This is a genomic window from Pantoea anthophila (assembly GCF_026104315.1).
Taxonomy (GTDB): domain Bacteria; phylum Pseudomonadota; class Gammaproteobacteria; order Enterobacterales; family Enterobacteriaceae; genus Pantoea; species Pantoea anthophila.
The window spans coordinates 3,459,751-3,484,720 of sequence record NZ_CP110473.1 but is presented as its reverse complement, the minus strand read 5'-3'; the positions used below and the strand labels follow the sequence as shown (position 1 = coordinate 3,484,720).

Annotated in this window: 25 protein-coding genes and 2 tRNA genes; 18 read left to right on the top strand and 9 right to left on the bottom strand. The window is 57.3% G+C overall.

The window, feature by feature from the left end; all coding sequences use genetic code 11:
* Window positions 1-3: 3 nt before the first annotated feature.
* The 13 genes from secG to OJ965_RS18720 all read left to right on the top strand — a co-directional run bounded on the left by secG (window position 4) and on the right by OJ965_RS18720 (window position 12,839).
* A complete protein-coding gene (secG, locus tag OJ965_RS18775) occupies window positions 4-342 on the top strand; it encodes a preprotein translocase subunit SecG (protein WP_009092412.1) in 339 nt (112 codons plus the stop codon).
* A 37-nt stretch (window positions 343-379) separates the two neighbouring features.
* Window positions 380-466: transfer RNA gene (locus OJ965_RS18770), tRNA-Leu, on the top strand.
* A 59-nt stretch (window positions 467-525) separates the two neighbouring features.
* A tRNA-Met gene (locus OJ965_RS18765) sits at window positions 526-602 on the top strand.
* Window positions 603-813: 211 nt separating this feature from the next.
* Window positions 814-1,266, top strand: a complete 453-nt coding sequence (rimP, locus tag OJ965_RS18760; RefSeq protein ID WP_009092411.1) for a ribosome maturation factor RimP — start codon at window positions 814-816, stop codon at window positions 1,264-1,266.
* A 24-nt stretch (window positions 1,267-1,290) separates the two neighbouring features.
* Window positions 1,291-2,778 carry a transcription termination factor NusA gene (gene nusA / locus OJ965_RS18755; RefSeq protein WP_009092410.1) on the top strand — a complete coding sequence of 496 codons (1,488 nt, stop codon included), beginning with the start codon at window positions 1,291-1,293 and terminating at the stop codon, window positions 2,776-2,778.
* A 17-nt stretch (window positions 2,779-2,795) separates the two neighbouring features.
* On the top strand, window positions 2,796-5,489 hold the full coding sequence (gene infB / locus OJ965_RS18750) for a translation initiation factor IF-2 (protein WP_009092409.1): 2,694 nt from the start codon (window positions 2,796-2,798) through the stop codon (window positions 5,487-5,489).
* A gap of 65 nt (window positions 5,490-5,554) precedes the next feature.
* Entirely contained in the window at window positions 5,555-5,962 is a 408-nt protein-coding gene (gene rbfA / locus OJ965_RS18745; RefSeq protein WP_009092407.1) for a 30S ribosome-binding factor RbfA, read from the top strand.
* Window positions 5,962-6,906 (top strand): tRNA pseudouridine(55) synthase TruB, encoded by a 945-nt coding sequence (truB, locus tag OJ965_RS18740; RefSeq protein ID WP_058957632.1) that lies wholly within the window; start codon window positions 5,962-5,964, stop codon window positions 6,904-6,906. The genes rbfA and truB overlap by 1 nt, the downstream gene beginning before the upstream one ends.
* A 132-nt stretch (window positions 6,907-7,038) precedes the next feature.
* The gene (gene rpsO / locus OJ965_RS18735; RefSeq protein WP_003851063.1) at window positions 7,039-7,308 is read left to right on the top strand and encodes a 30S ribosomal protein S15; all 270 of its coding nucleotides are present in this window, start codon (window positions 7,039-7,041) and stop codon (window positions 7,306-7,308) included.
* A 310-nt stretch (window positions 7,309-7,618) separates the two neighbouring features.
* The gene (gene pnp, locus OJ965_RS18730) at window positions 7,619-9,754 is read left to right on the top strand and encodes a polyribonucleotide nucleotidyltransferase (RefSeq protein ID WP_058957631.1); all 2,136 of its coding nucleotides are present in this window, start codon (window positions 7,619-7,621) and stop codon (window positions 9,752-9,754) included.
* A 129-nt stretch (window positions 9,755-9,883) separates the two neighbouring features.
* Entirely contained in the window at window positions 9,884-10,768 is an 885-nt protein-coding gene (gene nlpI, locus OJ965_RS18725) for a lipoprotein NlpI (RefSeq protein WP_009092404.1), read from the top strand.
* A 105-nt stretch (window positions 10,769-10,873) separates the two neighbouring features.
* Window positions 10,874-10,930, top strand: coding sequence for a protein YrbN (gene yrbN, locus OJ965_RS21350; RefSeq protein WP_098053093.1), 57 nt, complete (start codon window positions 10,874-10,876; stop codon window positions 10,928-10,930).
* A gap of 16 nt (window positions 10,931-10,946) precedes the next feature.
* Entirely contained in the window at window positions 10,947-12,839 is a 1,893-nt protein-coding gene (locus OJ965_RS18720; RefSeq protein ID WP_009092402.1) for a DEAD/DEAH family ATP-dependent RNA helicase, read from the top strand.
* 55 nt (window positions 12,840-12,894) lie between these two features.
* On the opposite strand, the gene OJ965_RS18715 is transcribed toward OJ965_RS18720, so the two are convergent.
* Window positions 12,895-13,641 (bottom strand): SDR family NAD(P)-dependent oxidoreductase, encoded by a 747-nt coding sequence (locus OJ965_RS18715; RefSeq protein WP_111207625.1) that lies wholly within the window; start codon window positions 13,639-13,641, stop codon window positions 12,895-12,897.
* A 173-nt stretch (window positions 13,642-13,814) separates the two neighbouring features.
* Here OJ965_RS18715 and OJ965_RS18710 point away from each other — a divergent pair, with 173 nt between their 5' ends.
* Complete coding sequence (locus OJ965_RS18710; RefSeq protein WP_186806396.1) at window positions 13,815-14,735, top strand: AraC family transcriptional regulator; 921 nt, start codon at window positions 13,815-13,817, stop codon at window positions 14,733-14,735.
* Here OJ965_RS18710 and OJ965_RS18705 read toward each other — a convergent pair whose 3' ends face one another.
* From OJ965_RS18705 to ubiU, 3 genes are all read right to left on the bottom strand, one after another.
* Complete coding sequence (locus OJ965_RS18705; protein ID WP_058957629.1) at window positions 14,736-15,746, bottom strand: luciferase-like monooxygenase; 1,011 nt, start codon at window positions 15,744-15,746, stop codon at window positions 14,736-14,738.
* A gap of 115 nt (window positions 15,747-15,861) precedes the next feature.
* Complete coding sequence (locus OJ965_RS18700) at window positions 15,862-16,740, bottom strand: U32 family peptidase (protein WP_046101093.1); 879 nt, start codon at window positions 16,738-16,740, stop codon at window positions 15,862-15,864.
* Between the two features lie 9 nt (window positions 16,741-16,749).
* Window positions 16,750-17,745 carry a ubiquinone anaerobic biosynthesis protein UbiU gene (gene ubiU, locus OJ965_RS18695; protein WP_058957627.1) on the bottom strand — a complete coding sequence of 332 codons (996 nt, stop codon included), beginning with the start codon at window positions 17,743-17,745 and terminating at the stop codon, window positions 16,750-16,752.
* 206 nt (window positions 17,746-17,951) lie between these two features.
* Here ubiU and ubiT point away from each other — a divergent pair, with 206 nt between their 5' ends.
* Both ubiT and OJ965_RS18685 read left to right on the top strand, forming a co-directional pair.
* Window positions 17,952-18,476 (top strand): ubiquinone anaerobic biosynthesis accessory factor UbiT, encoded by a 525-nt coding sequence (gene ubiT, locus OJ965_RS18690; RefSeq protein ID WP_009092395.1) that lies wholly within the window; start codon window positions 17,952-17,954, stop codon window positions 18,474-18,476.
* Window positions 18,470-18,976, top strand: coding sequence for a GNAT family N-acetyltransferase (locus OJ965_RS18685; RefSeq protein WP_009092394.1), 507 nt, complete (start codon window positions 18,470-18,472; stop codon window positions 18,974-18,976). Before ubiT ends, OJ965_RS18685 begins: the two co-directional genes overlap by 7 nt.
* Here OJ965_RS18685 and OJ965_RS18680 read toward each other — a convergent pair.
* Complete coding sequence (locus OJ965_RS18680) at window positions 18,960-19,253, bottom strand: GIY-YIG nuclease family protein (RefSeq protein WP_009092393.1); 294 nt, start codon at window positions 19,251-19,253, stop codon at window positions 18,960-18,962. The two genes, OJ965_RS18685 and OJ965_RS18680, sit on opposite strands and share 17 nt — an antisense overlap.
* A 76-nt stretch (window positions 19,254-19,329) precedes the next feature.
* Here OJ965_RS18680 and OJ965_RS18675 point away from each other — a divergent pair, with 76 nt between their 5' ends.
* The gene (locus OJ965_RS18675) at window positions 19,330-19,758 is read left to right on the top strand and encodes a YhbP family protein (RefSeq protein WP_265137366.1); all 429 of its coding nucleotides are present in this window, start codon (window positions 19,330-19,332) and stop codon (window positions 19,756-19,758) included.
* Between the two features lie 33 nt (window positions 19,759-19,791).
* Here OJ965_RS18675 and OJ965_RS18670 read toward each other — a convergent pair whose 3' ends face one another.
* Window positions 19,792-20,313, bottom strand: coding sequence for a type 1 glutamine amidotransferase domain-containing protein (locus tag OJ965_RS18670; protein ID WP_009092391.1), 522 nt, complete (start codon window positions 20,311-20,313; stop codon window positions 19,792-19,794).
* A gap of 146 nt (window positions 20,314-20,459) precedes the next feature.
* Between OJ965_RS18670 and OJ965_RS18665 the strand changes: the two genes are divergently transcribed.
* On the top strand, window positions 20,460-21,095 hold the full coding sequence (locus OJ965_RS18665; RefSeq protein WP_009092389.1) for an NAD(P)H-binding protein: 636 nt from the start codon (window positions 20,460-20,462) through the stop codon (window positions 21,093-21,095).
* Here the strand turns inward: OJ965_RS18665 and nrdG are convergent.
* From nrdG to galR, 3 genes are all read right to left on the bottom strand, one after another.
* A complete protein-coding gene (nrdG, locus tag OJ965_RS18660) occupies window positions 21,087-21,554 on the bottom strand; it encodes an anaerobic ribonucleoside-triphosphate reductase-activating protein (RefSeq protein WP_046101097.1) in 468 nt (155 codons plus the stop codon). The genes OJ965_RS18665 and nrdG overlap by 9 nt on opposite strands.
* Entirely contained in the window at window positions 21,551-23,689 is a 2,139-nt protein-coding gene (gene nrdD / locus OJ965_RS18655) for an anaerobic ribonucleoside-triphosphate reductase (protein WP_265137364.1), read from the bottom strand. Before nrdD ends, nrdG begins: the two co-directional genes overlap by 4 nt.
* Before the next feature lie 211 nt (window positions 23,690-23,900).
* Window positions 23,901-24,902 carry an HTH-type transcriptional regulator GalR gene (gene galR / locus OJ965_RS18650; protein ID WP_009092386.1) on the bottom strand — a complete coding sequence of 334 codons (1,002 nt, stop codon included), beginning with the start codon at window positions 24,900-24,902 and terminating at the stop codon, window positions 23,901-23,903.
* Window positions 24,903-24,970 lie beyond the last annotated feature (68 nt).

Below are 24,970 nucleotides of genomic sequence, written 5' to 3'. Positions count from 1 at the left end.
AATATGTACGAAGCTCTTTTAGTTGTTTTCCTTATTGTAGCGATCGCCCTCGTAGGTATGATCATGCTGCAGCAAGGCAAAGGCGCTGATATGGGAGCCTCATTCGGTGCAGGCGCATCCGGTACGGTGTTTGGTTCTTCGGGTTCAGGTAACTTCCTGACGCGCACAACTGGCATCTTAGCGGCTCTGTTCTTCATCATCAGCCTGGTTCTGGGTAATCTGAACAGCAATAAAGCCTCGAAAGGAAGCGAGTGGGAAAATCTTTCTGCGCCGGCGCAGTCTTCTCAACAGACTGAAAAGCCAGCTCAACCGGTTACTCCGGGCAGCGATATTCCTAAGTAAGGTCGTCAACACAACGCATCGTTGTGGTCAGTGTAGTGCCGTGGTGGTGGAATTGGTAGACACGCTACCTTGAGGTGGTAGTGCCCGATTGGGCTTACGGGTTCAAGTCCCGTCCTCGGTACCAAATCGTAGTATCACTTGCATTTTATGCAGGTCTGGCGTAATATTCGCCACGTTTTCGGACGCGGGGTGGAGCAGCCTGGTAGCTCGTCGGGCTCATAACCCGAAGGTCGTCGGTTCAAATCCGGCCCCCGCAACCACTTTCCCTTTGAGTTATTTTTCAAATATACTGTGTGCATCGACGGACGCATTCACGGCTGATTTTTGAAAGAAAATTCTTTGGATGGAGTCCGGGCCGCATTGCGGCAGACAGGGTCCAGTGACTAAAAGCCCCGAATATTCGGGGTTTTTTGTTATTAGCGAATCGTAATACTGGGCTATAGGCCCTTTTTTTATGTCTTGGGGGTGGGCTTGTCCACATTAGAGCAAAAATTGACAGAGTTGGTATCGGCTCCGGTAGAAGCGCTGGGTTACGAACTGGTTGGTATTGAATTCGTTCGTAGTCGCACATCTATTCTGCGCATCTATATTGATAGTGAAGATGGCATCAATGTCGATGATTGCGCCGATGTCAGCCACCAGGTAAGCGCCGTAATGGATGTAGAAGATCCCATTACCGTGCCTTACAACCTTGAAGTCTCTTCACCGGGACTCGATCGTCCTCTGTTTACCGCAGAACACTACACCCGCTTTATGGGTGAGGAAGTGACTCTGGTGCTGCGTATGGCCGTTCAGAACCGCCGTAAATGGCAGGGAATCATCAAGTCAGTTGATGGCGAGATGATCACGGTGCATGTTGAGGGTAACGATGTAGTGTTCGCGCTGAGTAATATTCAGAAAGCGAACCTGGTCCCCCACTTTTAAAAGTCCGGATTGAGGCTAACCAGGATGAACAAAGAGATCTTAGCTGTTGTAGAAGCCGTTTCTAACGAAAAAGCCCTGCCGCGTGAGAAAATCTTCGAAGCGCTGGAGAGCGCGCTGGCGACTGCGACCAAGAAAAAGTATGAGCAGGAAATTGAGGTACGCGTCAGCATTGATCGCCGCAGTGGCGACTTCGATACTTTCCGCCGCTGGGAAATCGTAGAAGAGGTGACTCAGCCGACGCGCGAGATCACGCTGGATGCGGCCCGCTTCGAAGATGAAGCATTCAATCTGGGCGATTATGTCGAAGATCAGATTGAATCGGTCACCTTTGACCGTATCACCACCCAGACCGCTAAGCAGGTTATCGTGCAGAAAGTGCGCGAAGCTGAGCGCGCAATGGTGGTTGATCAGTTCCGTGAGCAGGAAGGCGAAATTATCACGGGCGTGGTGAAGAAAGTTAACCGCGACAACATCTCCCTCGACTTAGGCAACAATGCTGAAGCGGTCATTCTGCGCGAAGACATGCTGCCGCGTGAAAACTTCCGTCCAGGCGACCGTATCCGTGGCGTGCTCTACTCCGTTCGCCCGGAAGCGCGTGGCGCGCAGCTGTTCGTAACGCGTTCCAAACCGGAAATGCTGATCGAACTGTTCCGCATTGAGGTGCCAGAAATTGGCGAAGAACTGATTGAAATTAAAGCCGCTGCCCGCGATCCGGGTTCGCGTGCGAAAATTGCAGTCAAAACCAACGACAAACGTATCGATCCGGTGGGTGCCTGTGTGGGCATGCGCGGCGCGCGTGTTCAGGCTGTTTCCAGCGAACTGGGCGGCGAGCGTATCGATATCGTGCTCTGGGACGATAACCCGGCGCAGTTTGTTATCAACGCCATGGCCCCGGCCGATGTGGCGTCAATCGTGGTTGATGAAGATAACCACACCATGGATATCGCCGTCGAAGCTGGCAATCTGGCTCAGGCGATCGGCCGTAACGGCCAAAACGTGCGTCTGGCATCACAGCTGAGTGGCTGGGAGCTGAACGTGATGACCGTCGATGATCTGCAGGCTAAGCATCAGGCTGAAGCGCATGCAGCGATCGATATGTTCACGAAACATCTCGACATCGACGAAGAGTTCGCCACCGTACTGGTGGAAGAGGGCTTCTCCTCGCTGGAAGAGCTGGCCTATGTGCCTATCAACGAGCTGCTGGAAGTCGACGGCCTCGACGAAGAGACCATTGAAGCCCTGCGTGAACGAGCAAAAAATGCGTTAACCACCCTGGCACTGGCGAAAGAAGAGAGCCTTGGTAATCAGGATCCTGCTGAGGACCTGCTGAACCTTGAAGGTCTCGATCGTGCGCTGGCGTTCCGCCTGGCGTCGAAAGGCGTTTGCACGCTGGAAGATCTCGCTGAGCAAGGTGTTGACGATCTGACGGATATTGAAGGCCTGTCTGATGAACAAGCCGGCGCGCTGATTATGGCCGCACGTAATATCTGCTGGTTCGGCGATGACGCGTAATAACAGGAAGGAACAGCATGACAGATGTAACCGTAAAATCGCTGGCCGCAGAAATTCAGACTCCGGTCGATCGCCTGGTACAGCAATTTGCTGATGCGGGGATCCCTAAGTCTGAAAATGACGCCGTGACCCAGCAAGAGAAAGAAACCTTACTATCTCATCTGAACCGTGAACACGGCCAGGTCGGTTCAGCTAAGCTGACGCTGCAGCGTAAAACGCGCAGCACCTTGAATATTCCAGGCACCGGGGGTAAAAGTAAATCGGTGCAAATTGAAGTCCGCAAAAAGCGTACCTATGTGAAGGGTGATGCAGAGGCTGAGCAAGCTCAGGCAGAAGCTGAAGCCGAGGCGCAGCGTGAAGCGGAAGAGCAGGCGCAACGCGAGGCTGAAGAGAAAGCCCGTCGCGAAGCTGAACAGAAAGCGCAACGTGAAGCCGAAGATAAAGCCAGGCGCGAAGCCGCTGAGAAGGCCAAACGTGCAGCAGCGGAAAATGACAAAGTGACAAATCAACCTACCGACGAAGTGACCAGGGCTGCGCAGTCTGACAAAGCCCGTCGCGAAGCTGAAGCAGCTGAACTGAAGCGTAAAGCGGAAGAAGAAGCTCGCCGTAAGCTCGAAGAGGCGGCCCGCCTCGTAGCCGAAGAAGCCCGCCGTCTGGCTGAAGAGAAATCAGCCGAGTGGGAAAAGCCGGAAGAAGAGGATAAAGGCGACTATCACGTCACCACTTCAACCCATGCCCGTCAGGCGGAAGATGAAAACGACCGTCAGGTAGAAGCTGGCCGTGCGCGTGCGCGTACCACGGCGAAAGCAACGCGTCCGGCGAAAAAAGGCAACAAACATTCCGAAGCGAAAACTGACCGCGAAGAAGCGCGTGCACAGGTTCGTGGCGGTAAAGGTGGCAAACATCGTAAACCAAGCGCACTGCAGCAGGGCTTCAACAAACCCGCTCAGGCCGTGAACCGCGATGTTGTGATTGGCGAAACCATCACCGTAGCCGAACTGGCGAACAAAATGGCGGTGAAAGGTTCTCTGGTCATTAAAGCGATGATGAAGATGGGCGCGATGGCGACCATTAACCAGGTCATCGACCAGGAAACCGCACAGCTCGTCGCAGAAGAGATGGGCCACAAAGTGACCCTGCGTCGTGAAAACGAGCTGGAAGAGGCGGTAATGGACGATCGTGACACCGATGCCGCGCAGGAAGCTCGCGCGCCGGTGGTTACCATCATGGGTCACGTTGACCACGGTAAAACCTCACTGCTGGACTATATCCGCTCGACCAAAATCGCCTCTGGCGAAGCGGGCGGCATTACTCAGCACATCGGTGCTTACCACGTTGAAACTGACAACGGTATGATCACCTTCCTGGACACCCCGGGCCACGCCGCGTTTACCGCGATGCGTGCACGTGGTGCGCAGGCGACCGATATCGTTATCCTGGTCGTTGCCGCAGACGATGGCGTGATGCCTCAGACCATCGAAGCTATTCAGCACGCCAAAGCGGCCAAAGTGCCGGTTGTGGTTGCGGTGAACAAGTGCGATAAGCCAGAAGCGGATCCGGATCGCGTTAAAAACGAACTGACCCAGTACGGAATCATTCCGGAAGAGTGGGGCGGCGAAAACATGTTCGTTAATGTCTCTGCGAAAGCGGGTACCGGCATTGATGACCTGCTTAACGCTATCCTGCTGCAGGCGGAAGTCCTGGAGCTGACGGCTATCCGTGCCGGCATGGCGAGCGGCGTGGTTATCGAATCGTTCCTCGACAAAGGTCGCGGTCCGGTTGCAACCGTGCTGGTTCGTGAAGGTACGCTGAACAAAGGCGACATCGTCCTGTGTGGCTTCGAATATGGCCGTGTTCGTGCAATGCGCGATGAACTGGGTCGTGAAGTCATGGAAGCGGGTCCGTCTATCCCGGTTGAGATTCTGGGCCTCTCCGGCGTGCCGGCTGCGGGTGATGAAGCGACTGTGGTACGTGACGAGAAGAAAGCACGTGAAGTGGCGCTCTATCGTCAGGGCAAATTCCGCGAAGTTAAACTGGCTCGCCAGCAGAAATCTAAGCTTGAGAACATGTTTGCCAACATGACCGAAGGCGAAGTGTCTGAACTGAACATCGTACTGAAAGCGGACGTTCAGGGTTCTGTGGAAGCGATCTCCGACTCCCTGCAGAAACTCTCTACCGACGAAGTGAAGGTGAAGATTGTTGGTTCAGGCGTGGGCGGGATCACCGAGACCGATGCAACCCTGGCGGCTGCCTCTAACGCCATCATCCTGGGCTTCAACGTGCGTGCCGATGCCTCTGCGCGTCGCGTCATTGACGCAGAAAGCCTGGATCTGCGCTACTACTCCGTCATCTATAACCTGATTGACGAAGTAAAAGCGGCGATGAGCGGCATGCTGGCACCAGAGTACAAACAGCAGATCATTGGTCTGGCTGCGGTCCGCGACGTGTTCAAATCACCGAAGTTTGGCGCGATTGCCGGTTGTATGGTGACGGAAGGTAACATCAAGCGTCACAACCCAATCCGTGTCCTGCGTGATAACGTGGTGATTTACGAAGGCGAGCTGGAATCCCTGCGTCGCTTTAAAGATGACGTTAACGAAGTGCGTAACGGCATGGAGTGCGGTATCGGCGTGAAGAACTACAACGACGTTCGCGTTGGCGATATGATCGAAGTGTTTGAAATCATCGAAATTAAACGCACCATCGAGTAATCGACTGCTGATGTGTTGCAATTTGGGAGGCCTCTGGCCTCCCGAATTATTTGGGAGAAATAATGATGGCGAAAGAATTTGGTCGCCCGCAGCGCGTATCACAAGAGCTGCAAAAAGAGATTGCGATGATCCTGCAGCGTGAGATCAAAGATCCGCGTCTGGGCATGATGGTCACCGTGTCAGGCGTTGAAGTGTCACGCGATCTCGCCTACGCAAAAGTGTTCGTCACTTTCCTGAATGACCAGGATGAGGACGCGGTAAAACAGGGTCTGAAAGCGCTGAAAGAAGCGTCAGGCTACATCCGCATTCTGCTGGGTAAAGCGATGCGTCTGCGTATCGTGCCGGAGCTGACGTTCTTCTACGACAACTCCCTGGTTGAAGGGATGCGCATGTCCAATCTCGTCACAAGCGTCGTGAAAAACGATGCCGAGCGCCGTGGCTCTGACGCCACCGGCGATGACGAGGAGGCGTAATGAGTCGTCCGCGTCGTCGCGGCCGCGACGTCCATGGCGTGTTGCTGCTGGATAAGCCTCAAGGCGTCTCGTCGAACGATGTCCTGCAGAAGGTGAAGCGGATCTTTAACGCTAACCGCGCAGGCCATACCGGCGCGCTTGACCCGCTGGCAACCGGCATGCTGCCGATCTGCCTGGGTGAAGCGACCAAGTTTTCACAGTATCTGCTGGATTCCGACAAGCGCTACCGCGTCATTGCGCGGCTGGGTGAGCGGACCGACACGTCAGATGCCGATGGCAACCTCGTTCAGACGCGTCCGGTCACCTTTAGTCAGGCCGACCTCGACAGCGCGCTGGAGAGCTTCCGCGGTGAGACTCTGCAGGTGCCCTCAATGTTTTCGGCGCTAAAGCATCAGGGACGTCCCCTGTATGAATATGCGCGTCAGGGCATTGAGATTGCGCGTGAACCGCGTCCAATCACGGTCTACGAACTGCAGTTTATTCGCTGGCAGGATAACGAGCTGGAGCTGGAAATTCACTGCTCGAAAGGCACCTATATCCGCAGCATTATCGACGATCTCGGTGAGAAGCTGGGATGCGGAGCGCATGTCATCATGCTGCGTCGCGTTCAGGTTGCCCGTTATCCGTATGAAAGGATGGTGACGCTGGAACAGCTCAACACCCTGCTGGCGGAAGCGACAGAAGCCGGCATTCCTCTGGAAACGCAGCTCGATCCGCTGCTGTTGCCAATGGACAGTCCTGCGTCCGATTTCCCGGAAGTGAACATCCCGCCTGCCGTGGCTGCGTTTTTCCGCCAGGGTCAGCCGGTTCAGGCCAGTCAGGCGCCCGCGCAGGGGCTGGTCAGGGTGTCCGAAGGTGAGGCGCGTAAGTTCATCGGGATGGCTGAAATTGCCGACGATGGCCGTCTGGCACCCCGTCGCTTAGTGGTGGAGTATCAGGATTAAGTCGCGCCTTCACTTTTCGCTGATGGGGCATTTGCGTTGCTATCGGGCGCAGAGTAGAATAGCGCGGCTTTAAAAGCGGGATGCTGAATTAGAGATCGGCACCCATACATTCATTTTATACCGGAGTTTATTATGTCTCTAAGCGTAGAAGCTAAAGCAGAGATCGTTGCTAAATATGGCCGTGGTGCTAACGACAGCGGTTCAACTGAAGTTCAGGTTGCCCTGCTGACCGCGCAGATCACCCATCTGCAGGGTCACTTCTCTGAGCACAAAAAAGACCACCACAGCCGTCGCGGTCTGCTGCGCATGGTATCTCAGCGTCGTAAGCTGCTGGACTACCTGAAGCGTAAAGACGTTGCGCGCTACAGCAGCCTGATCGAAAGCCTCGGTCTGCGTCGCTAAGTCTGAAAAATCGGGTCGTCAGGGCGTCATGCAGCGATTAACGCGGCGTGCAGCAGACGATCAGATTTGTGCGAGTTTCATGAAAAGGGGGCCTTTATGGCCCCTTTTTTTGAGCAATCGGCAGCAATCCGGGCCAAACTGATGTATTGTTGCTTAGTGTGATCTTTAGTTTGCAGAATTTCGCGCGGCTAATGAGAGGCTTTACCGCAGGGGCGGTCGAGGGTTGTCATTAGTCGCGAGGATGCAGCTGGAGATTGGTAATCAATGGCGGGCTACAGATAGCCTTGCCCCGAAGTTAAGGACTTTGATTTTGCTGAATCCGATCGTACGCAAATTCCAATATGGTCAACATACCGTCACGCTGGAAACCGGCATGATGGCGCGCCAGGCGACTGCTGCTGTTATGGTGAGCATGGACGATACCGCGGTGTTCGTCACTGTCGTCGGCCAGAAAAAAACTAAACCCGGTCAGGACTTCTTCCCACTGACCGTGAACTATCAGGAGCGTACCTACGCTGCTGGTCGTATCCCAGGCAGCTTCTTCCGTCGTGAAGGCCGCCCAAGCGAAGGCGAAACGCTGATTGCGCGTCTGATTGACCGCCCGATTCGTCCGCTGTTCCCGGAAGGTTTCGTTAACGAAGTTCAGGTCATTGCGACCGTGGTTTCTGTAAACCCACAGGTTCATCCTGACATCGTTGCTATGATCGGTGCTTCTGCCGCGCTGTCACTCTCGGGTCTGCCGTTCAATGGCCCAATCGGTTCTGCGCGTGTTGGTTACATCAACGATCAATACGTTCTGAACCCGACAGCAGATGAGCTGAAACAGTCTCGTCTGGACCTGGTGGTTGCCGGTACGCAGAATGCCGTTCTGATGGTGGAATCTGAAGCTGAGATCCTGTCAGAAGAGCAGATGCTGGGCGCCGTGGTCTTTGGCCACGATCAGCAGCAGGTGGTAATTGAAAACATCAATGCGCTGGTTGCTGAAGCGGGCAAACCACGCTGGGACTGGCAGCCAGAAGCCGCCAACACCCCACTGATTTCACGCGTTGCTGCACTGGCAGAAGCGCGCATCAGCGATGCTTACCGCATCACCGACAAGCAGGAGCGTTACACGCAGGTTGGCGTCATCAAAGACGAAACCATTGCAGCGCTGCTGGCTGAAGATGAGACGCTGGATAGCGCTGAAATCAGCGACATCGTCCATAGCCTGGAAAAGAACGTTGTTCGTACCCGTATCCTGAACGGCGAGCCGCGTATCGATGGCCGCGAAAAGGATATGATCCGTGGTCTGGACGTGCGTACTGGCGTGCTGCCACGTACTCACGGTTCATCCCTGTTCACCCGTGGTGAGACGCAGGCGCTGGTAACAGCAACGCTGGGTACCACCCGCGATGCGCAGAACCTGGATGAGCTGATGGGCGAGCGCACTGACAGCTTCCTATTCCACTACAACTTCCCTCCGTACTCTGTCGGTGAAACCGGCATGGTCGGTTCGCCGAAGCGTCGTGAAATTGGTCACGGTCGTCTGGCGAAACGCGGTGTGTTAGCGGTTATGCCAAAGGCGGAAGATTTCCCTTACACCGTGCGTGTGGTGTCTGAAATCACCGAATCTAACGGCTCCTCTTCAATGGCCTCTGTCTGCGGTGCCTCACTGGCGCTGATGGACGCGGGTGTGCCAATCAAAGCCGCTGTTGCAGGTATTGCAATGGGTCTGGTGAAAGAAGATGAGAAGTTTGTGGTTCTGTCTGACATCCTGGGCGACGAAGATCACCTGGGCGACATGGACTTCAAAGTAGCCGGTAGCCGTGAAGGTATCACCGCGCTGCAGATGGACATCAAAATCGAAGGCATCACGCGTGAAATCATGCAGGAAGCGCTGAACCAGGCTAAGGGTGCGCGTCTGCACATCCTGGGCGTTATGGAACAGGCTATCAGCACGCCACGTACTGAGATTTCTGAATTCGCACCGCGCATTTACACCATCAAGATCAGCTCTGACAAGATCAAAGATGTGATTGGTAAAGGCGGCTCAGTGATCCGTGCACTGACCGAAGAGACCGGCACAACGATCGAAATCGAAGATGACGGCACTGTGAAAATCGCTGCGACCGATGGTCTGAAAGCGAAAGAAGCGATCCGTCGTATCGAAGAGATTACCGCAGAGATCGAAGTGGGCCGCATTTACAGTGGTAAAGTGACCCGTATCGTTGACTTCGGTGCCTTCGTCGCCATCGGCGGTGGTAAAGAAGGTCTGGTTCACATTTCGCAAATCGCCGATAAGCGCGTTGAGAAAGTGACTGACTATCTGCAGATGGGTCAGGAAGTGCCGGTGAAGGTGATGGAAGTCGATCGCCAGGGCCGCGTACGTCTGAGCATCAAAGAAGCGACAGAATCTAAGCCGCAGGCTGAAGAAGCTGCAGCGGTGACCACACCTGCCGCTGAATAAGTCGTTGCTGATTTGCCCCTCTTTGCCTGGCAGAGAGGGGCGTTTGTGTCATCGCGAGGGCGGGAATCCTTGTGCACAGCAGGCGGATGACAGGATGGTTATCCCAATGTTTGTATTCGGGAGTGGGAAATGAAGCCTTTTCTGCGCTGGTGTTTTGTTGCGACAGCTTTAACGCTGGCAGGATGCAGCAACTCCAATTGGCGTAAGAACGAAGTTCTTGCAGTGCCGTTACAGCCCACACTGCAGCAGGAAGTGATACTGGCGCGCATGGAACAAATACTTGCCAGTCGCGCTCTCACCGATGATGAACGCGCACAGCTGTTATATGAGCGCGGAGTGTTGTATGATAGTTTAGGTCTGCGGGCATTAGCGCGGAACGATTTTTCGCAAGCGCTGTCTATAAGACCAGATATGCCTGAAGTGTTTAACTACTTAGGCATATATTTAACGCAGGCGGGCAACTTTGATGCCGCCTATGAAGCGTTCGATTCTGTACTTGAGCTTGATCCAACTTACAACTATGCGCATTTAAACCGTGGTATCGCCCTCTATTACGGCGGTCGATACAAGTTAGCGCAAGATGATCTGCTGGCGTTTTATCAAGACGATCCTAACGATCCTTTCCGCAGTCTGTGGCTCTATCTGGCTGAACGCGAGATGGATGCCGATAAGGCAAAAGTCGCGCTTCAACAGCGTCATGACAAAGCGGTCAGAGACCAATGGGGATGGAATATTGTCGAGTTCTACCTTGGAGATATCAACGAGAAAACGTTGATGGAAAGTCTCAAGGCGGACGCAACGGATAACACCTCGCTCGCTGAACATCTCAGTGAAACCAACTTCTATTTAGGTAAGTACTACCTAAGTCTGGGGGAGAAGGACGACGCGAAAGCGTTGTTCAAACTGGCGGTGGCCAACAACGTCAATAACTTTGTTGAACACCGATACGCATTGTTGGAACTGGCGCAACTCGGCCAGGCACAAGACGATTTATCAGAATCTGACCAGCAATAGCTGACGAACTAAATTTGCCCGTAACACCTGTAAAGTCATCATCTTCAGGGATGAGGGCTTTTCTGTTCGTCAAAACTTCTAATTTGAGCCGGTTCACACTTTTTGATGAAAATGACTGAAAGTTTTCACGACGAGTTATGTAGACTGGCCGCCGCAATCTAAGAGGCACGTGTACTACATGACTGATATTCAAACCACTTTTGCTGACCTTGGCCTGAACGCCGACATCCTTGAATCACTGAATGGCATGGGCTACGTAAAGCCTTCCCCAATCCAGGCTGAGTGTATTCCTCACCTGCTGGCGGGCCGTGACGTGTTAGGTATGGCGCAGACCGGGAGTGGTAAAACTGCGGCGTTCTCTCTGCCGCTGTTAAACAACATTGACCCTTCTGTAAAAGCACCTCAGATCCTGGTGCTGGCACCGACCCGCGAGCTGGCGGTTCAGGTTGCTGAAGCTGTCACCGAATTCTCTAAACACATGCGTGGCCTGAACGTGGTTGCCCTGTACGGCGGCCAGCGTTATGACGTGCAGCTGCGTGCACTGCGTCAGGGACCACAGGTTGTTGTGGGTACGCCTGGCCGTCTGCTGGACCACCTGAAACGCGGCACGTTAGACCTTTCTAACCTGCGCGGCCTGGTGCTGGACGAAGCGGACGAAATGCTGCGTATGGGCTTCATCGAAGACGTTGAAACCATCATGGCGCAGATCCCGGAAGGTCATCAGACCGCTCTGTTCTCTGCCACCATGCCAGAAGCGATTCGTCGCATCACGAAACGCTTCATGAAAGATCCACAGGAAGTGCGTATTCAGTCAAGCCTGACCACGCGTCCTGACATCAGCCAGAGCTACTGGACCGCTTACGGTCGTAAAACTGACGCACTGGTTCGCTTCCTGGAAGCGGAAGATTTTGATGCGGCGATTATCTTCGTACGTACCAAAAACGCGACCCTGGAAGTTGCAGAAGCGCTGGAGCGCAGTGGCTACAACAGCGCCGCGCTGAACGGTGACATGAACCAGGCACTGCGTGAGCAGACGCTGGAGCGCCTGAAAGATGGTCGTCTCGACATCCTGATTGCGACTGACGTTGCGGCCCGTGGCCTGGACGTTGAGCGTATCAGCCTGGTTGTTAACTACGACATCCCGATGGATGCAGAATCTTACGTTCACCGTATCGGCCGTACCGGTCGTGCCGGTCGTGCTGGCCGCGCGCTGCTGTTCGTCGAGAACCGCGAGCGTCGTCTGCTGCGCAACATCGAACGTACAATGAAGCTGACTATTCCGGAAGTTGAACTGCCAAACGCAGAACTGCTGGGTCAGCGTCGTCTGGCGAAGTTTGCCGCGAAAGTTCAGCAGCAGCTGGAAAGCAGCGATCTGGATCAGTACCGTGCTCTGCTGACTAAGATGCAGCCAGAAGACGAACTGGATCTGGAAACGCTGGCCGCGGCACTGCTGAAGATGGCACAGGGCGAACGTCCTCTGATTCTGCCACCGGAAGCGCCACGTCCGCCACGTCGTGAATACCGCGATCGTGACGATCGTGATGGCCGTCGTGACAGCCGCGAAGCGCGTGGTCCACGTGACAGCCGCGATGGCGACCGTCCACGTCGCGAACGTCGTGACGTTGGCGAGATGCAGCTCTACCGCATCGAAGTGGGTCGCGATGATGGTGTTGAAGTTCGTCACATCGTTGGCGCGATCGCTAACGAAGGCGACATCAGCAGCCGTTACATCGGTAACATCAAGCTGTTCGGTAACCACTCGACTATCGAGCTGCCGAAAGGCATGCCAGGCGATGTGCTGCAGCACTTCACCCGTACACGTATTCTGAACAAGCCGATGAATATGCAGTTACTGGGTGATGCTCAGCCAAACGAAGGTCGTGGTGACCGTCGTCCGGCCGGTGGCGATCGTCGCAATGGCCCAGGCGCTGGCAACCGTGAAGGTGGCCGTCGCTTCTCTTCTGAGCGCCGTGACGGTGGTCGTGAAGGCGGTCGCAGCTTTAACCGCGAAGGCGGCCGTGGTCCACGTCGTGAAGATGGCGCAGCCGCACCACGTCGTCGTGACGCATAACGACCGCATGTCGTAACAAAAAGGGAAGCCACTGGCTTCCCTTTTTTTATGCCGATCAGGCTCCGCCGCTGATGATGACGCGCTCGCCGCTGACCCAGGCGGACTCCTCCGAGGCCAGAAACAGCGCCACCTGTGCCACATCCTCCGGCAGACCAAAACGCCCCAGCGGCGTGGCGGCCAGCAGTTGCGCTTTAAGCTGCGGGCTCATCCTCTTCGCCGCCAGCAATCCCTCTGTCAGAATCATTCCCGGTGCCAGGGCGTTAACCCGAATGTTTCTGGCACCCAGTTCGCGCGCCAGCCCCTGTGTCAGCGTATCCACCGCGCCCTTGGTCGCCGCCCAGAGCACGGAACCCGGCGTGCTGTTCTGGCTGCTCAGGGCGCTGAGGTTGATAAGGGTACCGCCGTGGGCAGGAAAGTGATGAATTGCCTGCTGACAGACTAGCAGCGTGCCAAGCAGGTTAACGTTGATCTGCTGCTGCATCTCCTCCTGGGTCAGCGCCTCAAAAGCGCCGTGATGAAAGCGGCCCGCGTTATTCACCACAATATCTGGCGCGCCGAAACAGGCGACGGTGGTTGCAAACAGCCGCTCCACGTCCTGCTGCACAGAGATATCCGCCTGCACCGCCACCGCGTCACTGCCCAGGGCAAGAATGTCGCTGACCACGTCAGCCGCACCCACCTCGTCCTGTTGATAATTGACGATTACCCGTGCGCCCGCCGTCGCAAAGGCGATGGCGATAGCAGCACCAATGCCTTTTGATGCTCCCGTTACCAGCGCGATTTTATTCTGTAGTGCCTTCATTATCCTGATCTCCGCCGTAATGATTGCGTTGACAGACTATGCGCGCCGGTGACCCATCCGGGTAGCGCAATCCTGCAAGCTTTTTGCCCGATCCTGCAAAAGTGTCGCTGCGACACAGGCATGGCGCACCGGCTCAGGTAATATCGGCTGAGATGATGAAGGGAGATGACCTGGTGACAGAGAATGATACGTGGCAGGCGCTGGCCCGGTTGATTGCGCGGCATGCGCCGGAGGATGGACGGCACGCGAGTGCCATTGACTACCTGTTCTTTGGGCGCAGCTCTGCACCGACAAAGCCCGCGCACTTTGCCCAATGGGCCAGTTTCGCGCTGGTCGCACAGGGCGGCAAGGCGCTGCACATCGGTGATGAGGTGCTGCATTATGGCCCGGGCGATCTGCTGCTGGTGACGCTGGATATGCCGGTGCGCGCCTGCGTCACGGTCGCCACGCCGGAAAAACCTAACCTGGGGATTGGCATCGCCATCAATGAATCCCGGCTGATGCGCTACCTCGACCAGTTTCCCCCGACGCTGTCACCCGCTATGGCCCGCAACGAACGCGGCATCACCGTGCATAAGATGTCGCCGTGGCTGGTGGAAGCGGTAACGCGGCTGGTGCGGCTGCTTGACCATCCTGAGGATATCCCGGCGCTCGCCCCGCTGATCGAGCAGGAGATTTTCTATCGGCTGCTGACCGGACCGGAAGGGTCGCGCATTCTGAATATGGCGCTGGCTGAGCGGCCGGGTAACCGGGTGGCGCAGGCGGCCCGCTGGCTGCGGGAGAATTTTCATCAGCCGCTGAAGATTGACCAGCTCGCCAGCAGTGTCGGCATGAGTATCTCTTCGCTGCATCATCACTTCAAAGCGGTCACGGCAATGACGCCGATGCAGTATCAGAAACAGCTGCGGCTGAATGAGGCGCGACGGCTGATGATGGTGGAAAAGCTGGATGCCGGGACGGCAGGCTATCGGGTAGGGTATCAGAGTGCGTCACAGTTCAGCCGGGAGTATCGCCGCCTTTATGGGCAATCCCCGGCCAGGGACAGTCGTCAGCTGGCGGTGAGCGCGGAAACTGCGCCCCCACCGCAGAACTGACTACAGGCTTTTGGCGGCCTCCATCGCAATGGCGAAGGAGCGCAGGCGCGCCGCGGAGTCAAAAATCTGGCCGTTGACCATGATCTCATCCGCCTGGGTTTCACGCATCAGTGACGCCAGCCCGTGACGCACCTTATCCCCATCGCCGACCAGCGACATGCTGAGCGCCTGCTGAACCCCATACTGCTCTGACGGTGACCAGAGGTTATCCATGTTCTCAACCGGCGCCGGTAACGGGCCCGGTTTGCCGCGGCGCAGGTTAATAAACTGCTGCTGCTGCGAGGTAAACAGGAAGCGTGCCTCACGCTCGCTGTCAGCGGCGACCACGTTGATGCAGACCATGGCATACGGCTTGTCGAGTCGCGCCGAGGGCTGGAAGTTTTCGCGGTAGACGTGCAGCGCCTGGAACAGCTGATCCGGCGCAAAATGTGAGGCAAAGGCAAACGGCAGACCCATTCGGGCTGACAGTTGCGCACTGTAGAGGCTGGAGCCGAGCAGCCAGACCGGGATCTTCAGGCCGAGGCCCGGAACCGGTTGCACCGGCGGCTGTGCATCCGCTTCCGCATCAAACCAGTTAATCAGTTCAGCCACATCTTCAGGAAAGGTGTCGGCGTGCATGCTGGCCTGATGACGACGCAGCGCCATCATCGTACGCTGGTCAGAGCCGGGCGCACGACCCAGGCCGAGATCGATACGGCCGGGATAGAGAGAAGCCAGTGTGCCAAACTGCTCGGCAATCACCAGCGGCGCATGGTTAGGCAGCATAATGCCGCCCGATCCCAGCTGCAGCGTCTCGGTATTGGCCGCCAGATAGCCGATCAGCACCGACGTCGCAGCACTGGCAATCCCCGTCATGTTGTGATGTTCAGCCAGCCAGTAGCGTTGGTAGCCCAGTTTTTCAGCCTGACGCGCCAGCGCCAGCGAATTGTGGAACGCATCCCGCGCGGTCGCACCCTGAGGGATCGGCGCGAGATCCAGCACGGACAGGCGAAGAGGTTTTTTATCAGACATGACTACTCCCGTTGTATGGCGCAGGCATTAAAGTCTGCATCATTTAGTATTACGCATCATTCCTTATATTAAAACTGCTAACCTCAGCAGGAATATAGCCGGTATGTGCTTTTACTCAGGATGCCAGCGTCATACCCGCCAGTTTGCGCCAGTAACCATTGCAATCGCAGCCTTTCGCGACCATTAACGGAGCCTGACCATTCTCATTGGCCCGGAAACGATCTATCTCTGCCAGCGTGGTGCTGTCCTGCGGAGAGAGCCGGACGCAGTCGACCCACTCCCGCATCCCCGCCAGATCGTTCCCCAGGTTGTAACAGTAGCCGCTCATGGTCTGAATGCCGTTGAGCACGAACACCGGCTGCCCCTCCTGCGAGCTGACGCGGCGGCCTGTCGGATAGTTGATGCAGCAGGTTTCGCAATCATCCTTCGCGCGGTTTTCCGAGCGGGCGGTAAAGCAGCGCGCCGAGAGCGCCAGCGGCAGATGACCGTAGCCCATCACCTCCACCTCAAACTGCTGCCGGATACCGCGCGTTTCGCACTGTTCCAGCAGCTGCAGCAGCCAGTCGCGTGACATCTCGACCGGCATACACCAGCGCGTCATCCCCTCCCTGACCAGCAGTTGCAGGGTGTCAGCGTTGTAGACGTTCAGCGTCGGGCCTGCCACAAAGGGCAGGTGGCGCTCAGCGGCCATGTTAACCGTGCCGATATCATTCGCTTCAATCAGGAACTCGCCGTTTTCGACATAACGCTGCAGCTCTTTCAGTTCAGAGGGGGACTGCAGCAGCGCCAGGGTGCTCAGCACGACCTGTTTGCCGCTGGCCGCGACGTCACGGGCCATCTCCATCCAGCGGCCATAAGGCGTCGCGCGGCGTTTACTGCACACCGCTTCGCCGAGGTAAATAATCTCCGCGCTACTGCGGGCAGCCTGCTGGTAAAACTCCTCCAGCGTGGGGGTTGGCCAGTACCAGAGCACCGGCCCGACGGCATATTGCATCATGACTCCTTATTGCCATTCACGGTGATAAGCACCCAGCGTGGTTTGCGTGCCTTCAGAGAGATCCCCCAGCGTCTGCATCCACCGGGGCGCCACCTCAAACTGTTCCGGCTGGGCCTGACAGCGGTCGATCGCCTGACGCCAGACGCGCGCGACATCAGCAACATAGGCGGGGCTGCGCTGGCGACCCTCGATCTTGACCGAGGCGACCCCGGCCCGCAGCAGCTCCGGCAGCAACTCCAGCGTGTTCAGGCTGGTGGGCTCTTCCAGCACGTGATAACGCTGGCCGCTGACCTCGTAGCGTCCTTTGCACAGGGTCGGGTACCCCGCGCTTTCGTCCGCCGCGTAGCGATCGATCAGCACTTCGTTCAGGCGGGATTCCATACCCTGCGGCGTCTGCTGCCAGCGCACAAATTTCGCCGGAGAACAGGCACCGGCGCTGTTAGGCGACTCACCGGTCAGCCACGAGGAGAGGTAGCAGCGGCCTTCCGCCATAATGCACAGGCTGCCAAACGCGAACACCTCCAGCGGCACCGGCGTGCTGCGCGCCAGCTGCTTTACCTGATGCAGAGAGAGCACCCGCGGCAGCACCACACGCTGCAGGTTAAAGTGGCGATGATAAAAGCGAATCGCCTCCAGATTGGTGGCTGACGCCTGCACGGAGAGATGGCGCTCCACCTGGGGATAGTGCGTCGCCGCATACTCCAGCGTGGCGATATCGGCGAGGATCAGCGCGTCGGCCCCGTTCTGCGCCGCCACATCAATAGCCCGCTGCCAGCGTCCCATGCCGTCCGGATGGGCGAAGGTATTGATTGCCACATGCAGTTTGCGGCGATGCTGATGCAGATAGCGAGCCGCTTCGGCCAGCTTTTTGTCGGTGAAGTTCAGGCCCGCGAAGTGGCGGGCGTTGGTGTCATCTTTCAGCCCCACATAGACCGCATCCGCGCCATTCTCGACGGCGGTGCGCACTGCGGGCAGGTTGCCTGCCGGGCAGAGCAGTTCCATAGGTGTTCCTCTCAACATGCAGATGGGCGTCGAGTCTAGGCATCTGCGCCGGGAGGCGTATTGATTTGGGGCAGTGAATTTTCCGTTCCTCCCCACCGGTGCGGCTTTTTTTTCCTCCCGGGAGCGCGATTTTTATTGATCCCGGATGAGGTGTGTCGAAACGGATATGGCAATATACGTAAAATTTTCTGAAGGGAGGGACACAAGTGTTAAAGCGGATTCATGCCCATTTTGTAAAAAAGGCTCCGGAAATCTTAGGCTTACCCGCAGCGCTTACCCCATTCCCGGTCAAGAAGCGGCTTCTGCAACAACTCTTAAACTGGCAATTTCGTCATGCTTTAGCTGAAGGTGAGTTAGACTTTCTGGAAGGTCGCCTGCTGGGTATCGGGATTGCCGATCTCAATCTGCAATGGATTACCACGCTGCAGGACGGCCGGCTGGTGGTATTGCAACAGTCCGAAGCGGATGTCTGGTTTCGGGGCAATGCCAATGATTTGTTGCTGGTGGCAGCACGTAAAGCAGATCCCGACATGCTCTTCTTTCAACGCCGTCTGGTGATTGAAGGGGACACTGAGCTGGGACTTGAGGTGAAGAACGTAATGGATGCTATTGAACCCGAGGCTATGCCCACCGCGTTACGCACGGCAATTCAGCAGATGGCGGCCTTTGTCGACGCCGGGATGAAACAGGACGCGAAGGCCGGACAGGCACGCGCAGGTGCCCTATGTTGATCCGTAGCGAAATTGGCGTGGATGCCGCAGGCATCGACACGCTGCTCAGACGCTGTTTCACGTCGCCCGCCGAGGCGGAACTGACGCAGTCGCTGCGCGAAGATGGCCTGTTAACCTTAGGCGTGGTCGCCACTGACGATGAGGGACAGGTGCTGGGTTATGCTGCATTCAGTCCGGTCAGCGTTAAAGGTGAAGATCGTGGCTGGGTGGCACTGGCCCCGCTGGCGGTGGATGAGACGCTGCGCGGGCAGGGCATTGCCAGCAAACTGATTTATGAAGGACTGGATACCCTCAACGAGTTCGGTTACAGCGCGGTGGTCGTGCTGGGCGATCCGGCATTCTTCAGCCGCTTTGGCTTTGAACCGGCAGCCCGCGTCGGCCTGCACAGCCGCTGGCCGGACAGCGAGGCGACGTTCCAGGTCTATCGCCTGGCAGAGACGGCGTTTGAGGGCGCAGACGGAGAGATCGACTTCGCCGAGCCCTTTAATCGCCTGCTGTAATACCCAGCCAGCTCTCCAGGCTGACCGGCTGACCCGCCACTAACTGGAGTTTCTGCTGACGGGTCAGCTGCTTGACCTGATACTCCAGTCTGGAGGCGCTGGCACGGTCACCTGCATCACAGTGAAACACCAGCGCCAGTGGACCTTTGCCGCGCAACGCGCGGGCGCCGCGTCCGGTCTGGTGCTGATCAAACCGGCGCATCACATCCGTGGTGATGCCGGTGTACAGGCTCCCTTTCGCCGTACGGACGATGTAGAGTTGCCACTGCTGACTCATCGCAATCATTTCCCAAAAAAAAGGTGCCGGGCAGTGTAGCGCGCTTCACGCTCCGGTGCATCGCCAGGAGTTTACCTTGTCCGATCACGCCCATCTGGTTCGCTATCTCCGAAAGCAACATGTGCTTTCTCTCTGCTCTGCCGCCGACGATCAACTCTGGTGCGCCAACTGCTACTACGTCTTCGATGAAGCGCGCATGGTGTTCTGGATTATGACCGAGCCCGACACCCGTCACGGGGCGTTAATGCTGAAGAATCCGCAGGTCGCGGGCACCGTCAATGGTCAGCCCAGAAGCGTGCTGCTGATAAAAGGGGTGCAGTATCGTGGCCGGATTGTGCGGCTGGAGGAGGAAACGGAGAAGGCCGCCAGAGCCGCCTATCAGAAACGGTTTCCGGTGTCGCGCAAAGTCTCAGCACCGCTGTGGGAGATTCAGCTTGATGAGGTGAAGATGACCGACAATGCGCTGGGATTTGGTAAGAAGATCAGCTGGCTGCGGGAAAGCTGAAACGCCCTTTTCAGCGAAAAGGGCGCAACGGATTTACAGCGCTTCGAGGATACGCAGAGATTCGCGATTGAAGGCAGGTAAATCGGCCGGGGTGCGGCTGGTCACCAGCTTATCGCCGTCAACCACTACTTCCTTATCATGGAAGTCGGCACCGGCGTTGATCAGGTCGATGGCAACGGCTTTTACGGTGGTCATCTTGCGACCACGCACGCCGTTGGCGCTGATCAGCAACTGGGGTCCGTGACAGATAGCAAAGATAGGCTTGCCGCTGGCAACAAACTCTTTGGTGAAGGCGACAAAGCGGTCATCGCCACGCAGCGAATCCGGCGAGTGACCGCCTGGCAGCAGCAGCGCATCAAACTCAGCCGGGCTGACGTCGTCAATGCTGCGATCGATGGTCACTTCGGCTTCGCCTTTTTTGCCTTTTACGACATTTCCGGCCTGGTTCTCAATGGTCACTACCTCAAACCCGGCGCGTTTGTAGACCTCAGCAGGTGACGTAAATTCTGAGTCTTCAAATTCATCGGTAATCAAAACCGCAACTTTCTTGCTCATTTTGTTTCCTCCTTAAAGCAGTGGAGCGCGAGGCGCGCTTTCCGGATCAGGATTTAAGCCTGGCCGCTATGGGCGAGAACGCAAGCCAGACCGTTAAGATCAGCTATCTTTTAAGCTGTCAGCAGTGAAATAAGGATGAATCTGAGATGAATCGCGTATTACTGACCGGAGCCACCGGCTTAGTCGGGTCGCATCTGCTGCGCTTACTGATTGAGGATCCGCGCGTCGATGAGATCATCGCGCCAACCCGTCGTCCGCTGCCTGTCCTGCGTAAGGTCGTCAACCCGGTGGAGGCCGACCTGACCGATGTACTCGGGCCGTTGCACTCTTCGCTGGATACGGTGTTCTGCTGTCTGGGCACCACGCGCCGGCAGGCGGGCAGCAAAGCGGCGTTTATTCACGTCGATTACACCCTGGTGGTGGACAGCGGATTGAGCGGACTGCGGCTGGGGGCAAAACAGATGCTGGTGGTGAGTGCCCACGGTGCCAGCCGTCACTCACCTTTCCTGTACAGTCGCGTGAAAGGCGAAATGGAAAACGCATTGCGCCATCAGGGCTGGCCGCACCTGACGCTGGTACGGCCTTCGTTACTGCTGGGCGATCGGGCGCAGACGCGTCCGGGGGAACGCCTGATGGCCCCGCTCTTTTCTCTGCTGCCGGGTCACTGGCGGGCGGTGAGCGCACGTGACGTGGCCCGCTGTCTGCATCAGCAGGCGTTCACGCCGGCGGGCGAAAGCGTCACTATCATTGAGTCGGGCGACATCCCGCGTCACTCAGCGTAACTGCCAGAGGATCTGATTGCGGCTGCCGCGCCAGGGCAGCGAGGCATCCTTCTCCTCTTCGACAAAACGGCCATCTATCAGCACGTCGAGATAGATCAGCACGGCGCGCTGCGCGGCATTCAGCTCCTGCATCCGGTAACCGGTCCAGAGCCAGATATCTTTACCGGGACAGCTCTGGCGCACCCGCTTCACCAGACGGCGAATGTGTGGCACGTTGTGCGGATGCAGCGGATCGCCGCCGCTCAGCGACAATCCCTGACGTGGAATGCGCGTGTCCTGCAAATCCGCCAGCAGCTGCTCCTCCATCGCCAGCGTGAAAGGCACGCCCGAGTCGGTTCGCCAGGTACTCTGGTTGTAGCAGCCGCGACACTGATGTTCACAACCGGCGACAAACAGCGTGCAGCGGGTGCCGGGGCCATTAACGATATCCACATCGTAGTAGCGATGGATATGCATCATCCCAGCGGTCCTTCTGCCAGATGTTTCACCCGGCGCTGCACTTCCTGCTGTTTTCCGGCGTTAAAGGGCCGCGCATCCGGGCTGCCGAGATAGCCGCAGACCCGCCGGGTGACGGAGACGCGCGCCGGATCGTGATTGCCGCACTGCGGACAGGTAAAGCCGCGGCTGGTGCAGGTAAACTCGCCGTTGAAGCCGCAGTCGTAGCACTCATCAATCGGGGTATTGGTGCCGTAATAGGGCACGCGGTCGTAGCTGTAGTCCCAGACATCCTCCAGCGCCCTGAGGTTGTGCTGCACGTTCGGGTATTCGCCGTAACAGATGAATCCGCCATTCGCCAGCGGTGGATAGGGGGCTTCGAAGTCGATTTTATCGTAGGGATTCACCTTCTTCTCAACGTCGAGATGGAAGCTGTTGGTGTAGTAGCCCTTGTCCGTCACACCCGCCACCAGACCAAACTGCGCCGCGTCCAGACGGCAGAAGCGGTCACAGAGATTCTCGCTCGGCGTGCTGTAGAGGCTGAAGCCGTAATGGGTTTCGGCTTTCCAGCGATCGGTGGCAGCGCGCAGATAGGCGATGATCTCCACCCCTTTGGCGCGCAGCGCCGCGTCATCATAGGGGTGCTTCTGGCCGCCGCTGAGGGCATTCAGGGTTTCATGCAGGCCGATGTAGCCCAGCGACAGGGAGGCGCGGCCATTGCGGAAAATCGGCCCCACCTCATCATCGGCGTTGAGCCGGACACCGCAGGCCCCTTCCATGTAGAGGATGGGGGCCACGCGCGCTTTGGTTTTCTCCAGCCGCGCCACCCGCGTCATCAGCGCCCGCTTCGCCAGCAGCAGACGCGCATCCAGCAGTTGCCAGAAGCGCGCTTCATCGCCGCCCGCTTCCAGCGCGATGCGCGGCAGATTGAGGCTGATCACCCCGATATTGTTACGGCCCTCATGGATCTGTTCGCCGTTCTCTTCGTAGACGCCAAGAAAACTGCGGCAGCCCATCGGGGTTTTAAACGAGCCGGTGACTTTCACCACCTGATCGTAGTTGAGGATGTCGGGATACATCCGCTTGCTGGCACACTCCAGCGCCAGCTGTTTGATGTCATAGTTAACGTCGCCTGCACGCCGGTTAACGCCTTCGCGAATGGTGAACACCAGTTTGGGAAAGACGGCGGTTTTACGGTTTTTACCGAGTCCGGCCAGGCGGTTGCCCAGAATCGACTGCTGGATCAGGCGGGCTGCCCAGTCCGTTCCCAGACCAAAACCAAAGGTGACAAACGGAGTCTGTCCGTTGGCGGTGTGCAGGGTATTCACCTCATACTCCAGCGACTGAAAGGCGTCATAGCACTCTTTGTCGGTGCGCTGGCGCGCATACGCTTCTGCCTGTGGGATCTGCCACTGTTCCGCGATCGCCAGATGCCGGGCATAGCTCTGCTTAACAAACGGTGCCAGCACCTCATCGATGCGATTGATGGTGGTGCCGCCGTAAATGTGGCTGGCGACCTGCGCGATGATCTGGGCCGTCACGGCGGTGGCGGTGGCGATCGATTTGGGCGGCTCGATCTCGGCATTGCCCATTTTGAAACCGTTGGTCAGCATGCCTTTGAGATCGATCAGCATGCAGTTGAACATCGGGAAGAAGGGGGAGTAGTCGAGATCGTGATAGTGGATCTCGCCGCGCTCGTGCGCCAGCACCACATCGCGCGGCAGGATCTGCTGCTGCGCATAGTGCTTCGCCACGATCCCGGCCAGCAGGTCGCGCTGCGTCGGGATCACTTTGCTGTCTTTGTTGGCATTCTCATTCAGCAGCGCGGCGTTGGTCTGATCGACCAGCCCGCGAATGGCGTGATGCAACTGGCTCTGCCGATCGCGGGCCACATCGCGATCGTGACGGTATTCAATATAGGCGCGAGCCAGTTGCGGCCAGGGGCCTGCCATCAGCGTCTCTTCGACTGCGCACTGAATCTCACCGATCTCCACTTCCGGACGATTGGCCAGCTGCGCCGCGACGCGCTCAGCGACCTGCGCGCACCAGGCGCTGTCATCGACCTTTACGGCCCGTGCCGCCGCCAACACCGCATGCTCAATACGCTGCGCATCGAAGCCTGTCCGGCACCCATCACGTTTGATTACCACCGTCGCCATTTTTCTCTCCATGAACCACATATTGGGGTTCCGTGAATTCTATTCCCTACATGTAGTGATTTCCGGAAATTAATGCGCGCGGTTTTGACCTGAAACAAAGAAGGCTCTACATAGTGGATCGTGCTGGCGGGTATAAAAAGAGAGGGCAGGTTACCGTCTGGTGCGGGGGAGCGGCGGGGAGCGCGGATGCGCCGGACCCGCCGCCGTGACGTCAGGCCGGGCCGCTTACCGAATGGCGGCGCACCAGCGTCGGGCTGAACATATGGGTGACTTCCGGCAGCGGCTGGTCGTTGGCCAGCGCCAGCGCCAGCTGAGCCGCCTGCTGCGCCATGGTGACAATCGGATAGCGCACGGTAGTGAGGCGCGGACGCACATAGCGCGACACCAGCACATCATCGAAGCCAATCAGCGACATCTCTTCCGGCACGCGCACGCCGTTGTCGCTCAGCACCGCCAGCGCGCCTGCCGCCATGGAGTCGTTGTAGCAGGCGACGGCGGTAAAGTTCCTGCCGCGCCCTAACAGTTCTGTCATCGCCTGCTCACCGCCCACCTCATCCGGTTCGCCCCAGGTGACCAGCCGATCGCTGCAGGGCAGGCCATGCTCCTTCAGCGCATCGTAGTAGCCCTGCAGGCGATCTTCGGCATCAGAGATGGTGTGGGTCGAACAGATAAAAGCGATATTCTGGTGGCCAAGCTGGATGAGATGACGGGTCGCCAGCCAGGCGCCGTAGCGGTCGTCGAGCGCAATACAGCGCTTTTCAAAGCCTTTTATCAGCCGGTTCAGCAGCACCATACCGGGCACCTGCTTCATCAGCACTTCCAGCTCCGCATCGGGAATTTTCTTGGCGTGAACCACCAGCGCCGCACAGCGGTGGCGCATCAGCTGTTCAATTGCCTGCCGCTCTTTTTGCTCATTATGGTAACCGTTACCAATCAGCAGAAAGTTACCGGTGTCGCCTGCGACCTCATCCACGGCTTTCACCATGGCGCCAAAAAAGGGGTCGGAGACGTCGCCCACAATCAGACCCAGCGTTTCGGTCGATTGCTGCGCCAGCGCGCGTGCGTTGGCATTCGGGTGATACTGAAGCTGCTCCATCGCCTGGCCTACGGCCTGTCGGGAGCTGTCGCTGGCTTTGGGAGAATTATTGATTACACGGGAGACTGTGGCGACAGAAACGCCAGCCAGTCGCGCAACATCCTTTATGGTAGCCATGCGTTGACCTGTCCGGGGGAAAACGTTTACACATCGCATCAGTGTTACGGAAAAGGGCAGACACATCA